General features: G+C 36.1%; 5 protein-coding genes. All 5 read left to right on the forward strand.

The annotated features are described in order from the left end of the window. Window positions 1-330: 330 nt before the first annotated feature. The 5 genes from PEDSA_RS02320 (at window position 331) to PEDSA_RS19380 (ending at window position 11595) form a co-directional block, all read left to right on the forward strand. Window positions 331-3582, forward strand: coding sequence for a SusC/RagA family TonB-linked outer membrane protein (locus PEDSA_RS02320; RefSeq protein ID WP_013631543.1), 3252 nt, complete (start codon window positions 331-333; stop codon window positions 3580-3582). Window positions 3583-3593: 11 nt separating this feature from the next. Beyond that, complete coding sequence (locus tag PEDSA_RS02325; protein ID WP_013631544.1) at window positions 3594-5426, forward strand: RagB/SusD family nutrient uptake outer membrane protein; 1833 nt, start codon at window positions 3594-3596, stop codon at window positions 5424-5426. After that, window positions 5416-7029, forward strand: a complete 1614-nt coding sequence (locus PEDSA_RS02330; protein ID WP_013631545.1) for a DUF5123 domain-containing protein — start codon at window positions 5416-5418, stop codon at window positions 7027-7029. The genes PEDSA_RS02325 and PEDSA_RS02330 overlap by 11 nt, the downstream gene beginning before the upstream one ends. 225 nt (window positions 7030-7254) lie before the next feature. Then, the gene (locus PEDSA_RS02335; protein ID WP_041537218.1) at window positions 7255-8748 is read left to right on the forward strand and encodes a pectate lyase family protein; all 1494 of its coding nucleotides are present in this window, start codon (window positions 7255-7257) and stop codon (window positions 8746-8748) included. Window positions 8749-8832: 84 nt separating this feature from the next. After that, window positions 8833-11595, forward strand: a complete 2763-nt coding sequence (locus PEDSA_RS19380) for a T9SS type A sorting domain-containing protein (protein WP_013631547.1) — start codon at window positions 8833-8835, stop codon at window positions 11593-11595. Window positions 11596-11622: the final 27 nt, after the last annotated feature.

Consider the following 11622-nt stretch of genomic DNA (forward strand, 5'->3'; position numbering starts at 1 on the left):
TCAGTTATTGAACCTTGTTTAAGTCATTTATACAGTTCTTTGAAAGAACGATTTTTGCAAGTCAATCGATTGCATTGATAAACAATTATGGTTTATCATTAGGAATAAGTAAGAAGACTAACCAAACTATAATTCAATAAACCAATTTAAAATGACGTAAAAAGTAACAATCCAATTTTAAACTATTACTACTCAATTCTATAAGATGTTTTGGGAGTAAGACAACTGTCAAATCCAGTGGGATTTTCAAGTTGGAATTAATTCGAAAGAGATAGCGAGAAATGTATTAATTGTGATTTTAATCGCAACAAACTAATTAAACTAACCAATATGATGAAAAAATCCTTATTTTTTTTATTGTTTATTCAATTATCCGTTATTCTAGGTTTTGCGCAATCTAAAATAATTTCAGGAAAAGTTGTAGATGAGCACACCGGAGAAATTTTAGCTGGTGTTTCTGTAAAAATTAAAGGAACTTCTTTAATTACCCAAACAAATGGAAATGGAGAATTTAAATTTAGTCCTTCTAACGAACCTTCTAATATTGTATTAGAGATTAGTTATTTAGGCTATGCAACTAAAAGTGTAAACTTCAAAGGCGACGGTCCGATAACTATTGCTTTGAGGGAAGACGTGTCCTCTCTTAATGAAGTTGTTGTTATAGGATATGGGACTGTACAAAGAAAAGATTTGGCTGGAGCGGTAGGTTCAGTTAAGGGAACTGAAATCGAAAAAACGCCAGTAACAAATATAGCCGAAGCTTTGACAGGGCGGATTGCTGGTGTTCAAGTGACCACTTTAGATGGTGCTCCGGGAGCAGATGTCGTTATTAGAGTCAGAGGGGGCGGTTCTATAACGCAAGATAACTCTCCTTTATATATTGTTGATGGTTTTATTGTTGACAATATTAACAATATAGCCACTACAGATATAGAATCTATAGATGTGTTAAAAGACGCTTCATCTACTGCTATTTATGGCGCAAGAGGGGCAAATGGGGTTGTTATTGTAACAACTAAATCTCCAAAAGCAGGTAAAACAAGTATTTCTTATAACGGCTATTCTCAAGCAAAACATTTTCCAAGAAAATTAGATGTGTTATCTCCTTATGAGTTCACCTTAGCCCAGTATGAATACGCATTACTAAGAGGAGCCACTTCTGATGATATGAAAAGATTTATCAAGTATTTTGGAGTTTACGAAGATTTAGAGCTTTATAAATATCAAAAAGGAACAGATTGGCAAGAAGAATTATTTGGCAGGCCTGTAGTATCTCAACAACATAATTTAAGCTTAACGGGTGGTGCCGAAAAAACTAAATTTAGTTTCAATACCACATATAATAAAGACGAAGGGCTAATGCCTAGTTCAGGAGTAGAACGTTTTTATTTTAATTACAAAATGGATCATGAGATATCTAAGAAATTAAAGTTAAACTTAGCTGCAAGATATTCTAATAGTGTTATTGACGGAGCCGGTACTTCCGGAGGGTCGAGTGTTCGAGTTTCAGACGGAGTGCAAACAAGACCAATTAATGGAATTGCTGACAATATTGTAATTGATCCCAATGCTATTTCCGTTGGAGATGATGACTATGAGGAATTTATTAGAGGTCTGGTAAAACCTACGGATTTAACAGCGCAAGATTACAGGCAAAGAGTAAATAGAGATTTTAGTTTAAATAGTGCATTAAACTATTCTCCGATAAAAAGGTTAGACTTAAGAACCGAATTAGCAGCCACGTTAAGAAATGCATCTAGCAAAAGATATTGGGGACCTCTAACCGGAGAATCTAAAAATGTAGGTAATAATTTACCATTAGGAGAATTAACATCCGGAACCAGTAATACTTACAGGTGGGTAAATACTATTAACTATCGAATTTTAGATAACAAATTACACAAATTAGGAGTATTAGCCGGGCAGGAATTAAATACAACTTCTGGGTCTAGCACATTTAACAGGGCAAAGTATTTTGATGAGACCTTAGGTCCTGAAAAACTCTTCGCAAATATGGCTCTGGGTACATCGGAAAGGTTAGAAACTTTGGAAAGTAGAGGGGAAGATTTATTGTCTTTCTTTGGAAGGATAAATTATACATTTAATAATAAATATATTTTCTATGGCACTTTAAGAGCAGATGGGACAAGTAAATTCGCCCCGGAAAATAGATGGGGGTATTTTCCGGCAGCATCTTTTGCGTGGAGAGCTTCTGACGAAGATTTTCTTAAAGATTTGAACGTTTTCTCTGATTTAAAATTACGGGTGAGTTATGGCGAAGCTGGAAATAATAGAATTCCTAATGATTCCTGGAGATTTCTGTTTAAGCCTACAGCAAACAGACCTTACGGGGCAGGAGGTAATAACCAGGTTTATTACAATATTGTAAACAGTTTCTTGCCAAATCCAAATTTAAAATGGGAAACTACGATTTCCAGAAATCTTGGTTTCGATTTCGGATTCTTTAAAAATAGATTAACCGGTACTTTAGATATCTACAAAAATACAACTAAAGACTTAATTGTAGAAAATGAGATACCTCCACAAACAGGTTTTACATCTCAGCAAATTAATATTGGGCAAACATCTAATCGAGGTTTAGAACTAACCTTAAATGGGACTATTATCCATAAAAAAGACTTTACACTTTCCGGAACATTTAATATTGGTAGAAACATACCTAAAATAGATAAGTTAGACGGGAATGATATTAGGACAGTAAAATCGAACTGGGCCGGTACAGATTTGAAAACTGATGATGACTATAGGTTAATTACAGGAAGAACGATAGGGCTGATGTATGGCTATGTTAGCGATGGCTATTATACTACAGATGATTTTGAGTCTTATAACCCAACAACCAGAACATATGTGTTAAAACCTGGTGTAGCAAACTCTGGAAGCCTTTTAGGTGGAATCATCGGTATTAGACCGGGAACCATGAAATTGAAAGATTTGGATGGCGATGGATCGGTAACCGCAGATAAAGACAGAAAAATAATAGGTAGCGCAATTCCAAAACATACAGGTGGTTTTGGTTTAAATGCAACATTTAAGTCATTCGACATTTCAACCTATTTCAATTGGGTTTATGGAAATCAGATTTACAACACAGGCCGTATTCAGTTTAATATGTATTACCGTTCGACATTTGGAAACATGTTAAATACAGTAAACTATGATAACAGATATAAATACATTAATCCCAATGGTGAACTGGTTACGTCTTTAGAAGATTTAGCGGCTTTAAATGAAAATGCTACTATATGGTCTCCATTTTCTATGGGCAGTGCATCTCCAGTTTTTTCAGATGATGCTGTAGAAGATGGTTCATTCCTAAGAATGACTTATGCTACATTGGGCTATACATTACCGAAAAATATCACCAAAAAAGTCGGAATATCATCTCTAAGAGTTTACGGGACAATTTATAATGCTTTTATAATTACAAATTATAGAGGTTACGATCCGGAAGTAACAGCTACACGTAGTGGTAGTTATCAAGCCTTAACCCCGGGCGTTGATTATTCCGCATATCCTAAAAGCAGGACGTTCACATTCGGTTTAAATGTTAACTTTTAATTAGAAGATTCATGAAAATAGCTAAAATATTAGGAATGGCGTCGCTAATGGTAGTAACGACGTCTTCATGTAAAGATTTTTTAGAGACAGACTCTCCTTCAACATTCAGTCAGGAATATATCTTTGGGACAGAGGCAGATGCAAGTAAGTCTGTTTACAGTATTTATGCCCTGTTTAATCAAGACGCTTTTACTTCACGTTTATCTAACAACTTTACAGGCAATTCTGATATAGAAGTTGGAGGAGTAAGTGCGGCACCAGATAATAGCAGACGTGATATTTGGTCTTTTGAAACCACAGATGCCAATGGTGATTTAAGAACAGTATGGAATAATGCATATAGCGCCATTAACAGGGCTAATCTTTGCGTAGAAGGAATACAACAATCCGCAATAGCTTCTAATTCGGAAATGAAACAACTATTAGGAGAAGCGAAAGCATTAAGAGCTTTATGGTATTATTGGTTAATCAATCATTGGGGAGATGTGCCTTTTAGTATGAAACCAACCAGAGGGGGAGATGACTTTTATCAGCCTAGAGTTGGTAGAGATACGATTCTTACAGAATTAATTAATGACTTAATTTCTATTGAACCAGAAATGAAGCCTTCTACACAAATTACATATGGGATAGAAAGAGTCAATAGAGAGTTTGTTATGGGGCTTATAGCCAGATTAGCTTTAACGCGGGGTGGTTACTGGCTTTACCCGGATATGACTATGCGTAGAAAAGATGATTATTTGGATTATTATAAGATAGCCAGAGACTATTGTCAAAAATTAATATCAACTTATGATAGACCACTAAATCCGAATTTCCGACAGATTTTTGATAATGAGAGTAAATGGATTGTAGCTAATAATGATGATGTTTTATTTGAAGTGGCATTTCAGAAAGGTTTTGGTGATGTGGGGTGGTGTCATGGAATCAGGGTAGATGCAGGTTCTCATCCATATGGTTCCGGTTCTAATTATCTTGGTATGACTCCAACTTACTATCACTCATTTGATACGTTAGATAAAAGATTAGATGTAACATGTTCTATCATTTATTATAATTCGGAATTACAACAAACACCCACAGCCGTAACAGCTATAGCTCCTGGAAAATGGAATAGAATTTTAATGGGAGAGCCTGCCGGTTCTCAATCCGCAAAAGGCACAGGTATAAACTGGCCAATTATGAGATATTCTGATGTGCTGTTGATGTTAGCGGAAAGTGCAAATGAATTGGGTGATGGACCTACAGAAGATGCTAAACAAGCTTTAAGGAGAGTTAGGCAAAGAGCTTTTGACAGCAGTTTATGGACAACTAAAGTAGAAAATTATATTAACAGTGTTTCGGGTAGTAAAGATGCTTTTTTTAAAGCTATTGTTGATGAAAGAGCATGGGAGTTTGGGGGAGAATGTATTAGGAAATACGATTTAATCAGATGGAATTTATACGGTAAAAAAGTTGCTGAAACCCGCGCTAAACTAAATCAGATGGGGGCTGATGCAAATGGAGGTGTAGGACAATACGCTGATTTACCAGATGTGCTGTATTATAGACTAAATTCGGATAAATCAGTTACTTTCTATAATAAATTTAAAAGAGCAAACAGTATTCCTCCATTAAAAGATTCACCTTCAAAAGGAGATAATCCTAATGGCTTTACCAGGATGAATTGGTTAAAAGGATTATACAATACAACTACATCAGGTCCTGCAGATTACAATCTTAGAACTTGGAGAGGTTACCAAGATGATTCGGGTGTTTTACCAGTGAGGTATATTTTACCACTACATGCTTCTACAGTAAGTAGTAGTAGGGGTGTATTAAATAATAATGGTTATGGATACTAAGATATTAAGTATTATGAAAGCTAAAGTATTTAAAAATTACATACATATTGTTTATGGTTTATTATTGTGTTTTTTTATAGTAAGTTGTAAAAAAAGTGACGAGCTCGGTACTGCGCCACGGATTTTTAGACCTGTAATAAAAGGCGACTTAACAGCTACTGCAAACTATATAGAAGTTGCCTGGCAGCCGATAAAAGAAGCTGTTTCTTATACTTTAGAAGTAAGTAGAGATACTTTTAAAACTATTGATGTTTCTATTAATATTGACTCGACACATGCTCTAGTAGAGGAATTGAAATGGGACCAACTATATCAATTACAAGTTAGAGCAAATACTGCAGATACTGCAAGAAATTCCAAATTCGGATTTTTAGGCTCTATAAAAACACCTAAGTTTCCTACAATTCTTAAGCCTTCGACAATTAACGATGTTACTGAAACATCGGCCTTAATGAAATGGACTAATTCTGGAGCGGAGGTTACTGAAATAAAAGTATATATAGAGCCCGAACGAACTTTACTTAAAACAATTGTGTTGAATGCGCAAGATAGAACCAATGAATATAAAATAGTGTCAGGATTGACACCAGGCACCACTTATTTTTTAGAACTATATAGCAACACGACTTTAAGAGGTTATAACAATTATACAACGAAAGCTCCTTTCTCTGGAGAGGTGATTGATTTAAGAGACATTTTAGATAAACCATCTGTTTTACAAGATACCTTAACGAAAATCCCTTCAGGTAGTATGGTTATTCTTAAAAAAGGATTGACATATACCATAAATGCAGGGATTAATCTCGCAAAAACAGTAACCATTATTAGTGGTGATGATTTATTAGTTAATGAGCCAGCTACAATTTTATTAGCTAGTAATTTTAATTTTTCTGCCGGAAGTACGATAGATTCCATATCATTTGTTAATGTTCATCTAAAAGGAACGGATCCGGCATCAAAATATGTGTTTAATACAACTAACGGAGCCATGATTGACAAAATCAAATTTGATAATTGTACAGCAGAGATGTTTAGAGGATTTGTTCGTTTGCAGGGGGGAACAACAACTATTAACAATTTTTTAATCACTAATAGTATTATAGATAGCATAGGGGACTATGGGGTTTTAAATGTTGATAATGCTTCATGTAAAATAGAAAATATGATTATTAAAAATAGCACTATTGCCAGAAGTAATTTCTTAATAAAGAGCAGTAAAAATACAAATGGCTCAAGTTCAATCTTAATCGATGCCTGTACTTTTTATAAAGCACCTTCAGGAAATACTATTTTAGTAGATTATAATACTATAAATGTTACCAATGGTGTAACAATAAGTAATTGCATTTTTAGTATTGGAAAAAATAACTCAGGTAACACTTCTCCTAAAGGTATAAGAGTTGGAACTTCTACAATAATCAATACTTCCGGTAATTATTCGACATCGGATTACGTAAACTCGGGGAATGCAATTCCAAGTATAACAGCGTATACAAGACCATCTACAGATTTATTTAGCAATCCTTTAGCAGGGGATTTTACGATTAAAGATATGGGGTTTCCAGGGAAGTCAACGGCTGGAGATCCGCGCTGGAGACCATAATACTTTTTTATATGAGGTGTCCAAAAAGTGATTGTCTTTCTAATGTTAAGAAAATTATCGAATAGCTTATTCTCCTTGATTTTTTCTTAGGTCAGATGACAAAATAATTTTTTGGATACCCTGATGATAATCAAAAAAGACACCTGCAACCTATCAAACAATCGTTTATAAATCTGAATAAAAATGAAGAAAAACTATTTTGGTTTTTGGAACTCGAATAAAAAAATGAGTTTAAAAAAACATAGTATATCGGTATTAGCTATAATGATATTGGCATCTGTCGCCTGTAAAAAGGGGAATTCCGGGAGTAAACCGGGAGATAAGGATAATCCATCTTCACCTGTACCTGTAGAGGAAACAGCTTTGGCTTTCCCGGGAGCTGAAGGCTTTGGACAAAATGTTACCGGTGGCAGAGGAGGCAAAGTTATTAAGGTTACTAATCTGAATGACTCGGGGATGGGAAGCTTAAGGGCCGCAATAACAGCTTCCGGTAAGCGGATTATTGTTTTCGATATTTCCGGAACAATTGATTTAAAATCGCAATTAACCATCAGGAACCCAGATATAACCATTGCCGGACAGACGGCTCCTGGTGACGGAATCACTATAAAGGGATATCCCGTTTCGGTTGCAACCAATAACGTTATATTGCGTTATTTACGTTTCAGGATGGGAGATGAAAACGGTGTGGAAGGAGATGCTGTGGGAGGTTTCGAAGTGAAGGATATTATAGTAGACCATTGCTCTGTAAGTTGGTCTACAGATGAGTGCGCCTCTTTTTACAATAACGATAACTTCACGATGCAGTGGTGTATAGTGTCGGAAAGCTTAAGAATTTCTGCACATGCAAAAGGTGCGCATGGATATGGGGCTATATGGGGCGGTAAATATGCTTCCTTTCATCATAACCTGTTAGCACATCATGATAGTCGTGTACCCAGATACGGAGAAAGAGCAGGTTCTATTTATGCACTTACCGATTTGGTGGATGTAAGAAATAATGTATTCTACAATTGGGGAGGTAACAGTTCGTATGGTGGCGAAGGAATGAATATCAACATCATTAATAATTATTATAAGCCTGGACCAGCTACGCAAAATAAGGTTCTGGACAGAATTTTTTCCATTGATAAGAATAAGTATTCAGATCAGCCGGTATATGATAAATGGGGGAAATTCTATATAGCGGGAAATGTGATTGACGGTCGGGCAAATCCTACAAATGATAATTGGACCTATGGTGTTTACAACCAATTTCATAGCAGTTACGGAACAGTTTCAGAAGCTGATAAAATTGCGATGAGAATGAAAGAACCTCATCCTACAAGTAACAATGTAAAAACTCAAACAGCAGAATTAGCTTATCAAAAGGTACTGGATTTTGCAGGGGCCAGTTTAAAAAGAGATGCTGTGGATATCAGAATCTTAGGCGATGTGAAAAATAAAACTTTTTATAAAAATGGTTCCAGTGGAGACCAATACAGTGTTAAAGGAATTATTGACAAAGCTTCTGATGTTGATGGTTGGCCTTTCTTATCTACACAACCTGCTCCGGTTGATTCTGATAACGATGGTATGCCTGATGATTGGGAAATTGCAAACAAATTGGACCCAAAAAAGGCGAATGCCAACGGCAGAGATCTGAGTACAGGTTATGACAATATAGAAGTATACATGAATAGCCTGGTTAAGGATATTACCACTAGTCAGCTGAAATAATTATATAACCAAAAAAACTCGATGAGGCTGTTAAAGAACGTTATTCTGGAAACGGCCTCATTATAACCACTATAAACTTATATTATGAATAAATTTTTATCCATTATTTCATTAATGCTTTTTGTGTCGTGTTTTGATACTCAGGCACAGCAACTAGCATTTCCCGGAGCAGAAGGCTTTGGCAAATATGCGACAGGAGGTAGAGGAGGAAAGGTTTATAAAGTAACAAATCTTAATGATTCCGGATCGGGGAGTTTCAGGGAAGCTTTTAATGCGTATCCCGGAGAACCTTTAACAGTTGTTTTTGAAGTAGGTGGGACCATTGAACTATTGTCGCAGATAAAAGTCAACCGTTCTAATATTACCATTGCGGGTCAAACAGCGCCTGGCGATGGTATATGTTTTAAAGGGCATTCTTTAATTTTTAATGGGGCCAAAATAGGAGGAAATCATAATAATATAATTGTTAGATATATAAGGTCGAGGCCGGGGAGTACATTATCCAGCGGAGTTTACGGTTTTGATCTTGAAAATGTAGACAACGTTATAGTAGACCATTGTTCTTTCTCCTGGGCAAATGAAGAATGTGCTGCCATGTATGATATGAAAGATATTACTGTGCAGTATTGTGTTATCAGCGAAGGATTGTATAACGCAGGTCATCTTAAAGGTAACAGGGGCTACGGAGGAGTTTGGGGCGGTCAGTATGCTTCTTTTCATCACAACCTTTTTGCGCATTTAAATGCCAGATCTACCCGCTTTAATGGAGCTAGAGCTCATGATGTTGAAGCATTAATAGATTACAGAAATAATGTAATTTATAATGCCGGATCAAGAAATGCCGCGGCTGGTGGTGCAGTTAATATAGAAAACGCCTTTTCCAGAATAAATCTGGTAAATAATTATTATAAGCCGGGACCGGCCACACCATCGGACTACCTTTTTATAGAGGCCGATTATGAACCTGAAGCTAAAGGGATAGGAGAGTTTCATGTAAGTGGAAATATTATGCATGGAAATGCTGCTAAAACCAATGACAATTGGTCTGCTGTAAGTTTTACCAAAATTCCTTCGGAATCTTTAAGTATAGCCAAGGTGTCAACCCCATTTGCTGTTACGGTGCCTATACCGGTACAAAGTGCAGCAGATGCCTATACAGATGTATTGAAGAATGCTGGGGCGATATTACCGGTTCGGGATGCTGTAGATAAGAGAATTGTAAGTGAAACGGTTACAGGAACGGCCAGTGTAATAGGTACAACATCAGGAAAATGGGGAATTATAGATTCTCCGAATGAAGTAGGAGGCTGGCCAGTTTATAACTCTGTAGCAGCTCCTTTAGATTCTGACGGAGACGGTATCCCTGATACATGGGAAGATATCAATGGATTAGATAAAAATAATGCAATAGACGGAAATCAGTTAAATGGAGAGGGGTATACTATGCTGGAAGTCTATCTGAATAGTATTACAGCATCTTCTTCAACCGCATTTGAACTGATGGGTTTTGCAGTTACATTAAAAGCTGCGGCAAGTACATCTGTAGATTTAAACTGGACAATCAGCAATGATCTGGCTGTACAAACTATAGAAGTAGAAAGGAGTGCAGATGGTATGGCTTTCACAAGTTTAACAAGTATATCCAGTAAGCAAAACAGTGCTTTAAGCGAATATATATATACCGATAACCATGTTTTAAATGACCTCTCTTATTATCGTTTGAAGATGATAGATGCTGGTAATCAGGTTACTTATAGTGAGGTTAAACAGATAAATAATCCTATAGCACATGCTTACTGGACAGAACCTTTTTCAGAAGCGTTTCCGGGTTCTGTTGCTAATCCGGCTGTTGAATCTGCTTTTAGCAGTTCTACCGGTGGATGGGGGTTTTATGCAGCGCACAAACAGACAAAAGACTATTCCGGAACGGGAACCCAGTGGACAGATGGGCAAAATCCGTCTGTAAAGATGTTGAATTATAGTTCGGGCAATATAACCAGCTATGGATTAACTACTCAGGCTTATCTGATATCTCCCGTTTTCAATCAGGGTATTTCTAAGGTAACATTTAATGAGATTAACAGGTCCACAATTCCGGCAGGGAAAATAAAAATTTATACATCAACAGATGGTGGACAAAGCTGGAGCTCTACACCGCTTACCAATCTGGCTAAGTTATCACAATTCGAACTGATGACTATTGAAATTGCATCACCTAATGTAAACCGTCTGAAAATTGTAAATGATAACGGAACAGATCTTAATATAGACAATATAACTATTTATGCTCCTATAGGTGTAACCTTACCTTTAGAGCTGATTTCTTTTACAGCCAGTTTAGAAAGAAACTTATCTAATCGAACCGTATTAACCTGGAAAACAGCAAACGAGATTAACACGCAGCGGTTCGAAATAGAGAGAAGCCTTGATGGTAAGGTATTTAATGTTATCGGAAATGTGATCTCAAAAAATACAAATGGGGTACATTCCTATTCTTTCAAAGACGAAACGCCTGCTGTAGGCGTCAACTATTACCGATTGAAACAGATAGATATTGATGGTAAATATACTTATAGTGAAGTCCAGTTTATAAATAATAATTCCTCAGCTATTGCTTTAAAAGTATATCCGAATCCGTCAGCTAAAGATATCACCATTATGCATCCGGTAGCTGAAAAAGCTTCTTTTATAATCTCGGACATATCCGGAAAAGAAAGAGCAGTAGTCAATGTACAGGAAGGTGCTATATCTACACCAGTGAATATAGAATGGCTCTCTTCTGGTATTTATTTACTTCATTTTAAAAACGGATCAGACGTATCAACTATAAAGATTGTAAAAGAATAAACCTAATTACTAATTATAAAACCAAAA

The organism is Pseudopedobacter saltans DSM 12145 (assembly GCF_000190735.1).
In the GTDB taxonomy this organism is placed as follows: domain Bacteria; phylum Bacteroidota; class Bacteroidia; order Sphingobacteriales; family Sphingobacteriaceae; genus Pseudopedobacter; species Pseudopedobacter saltans.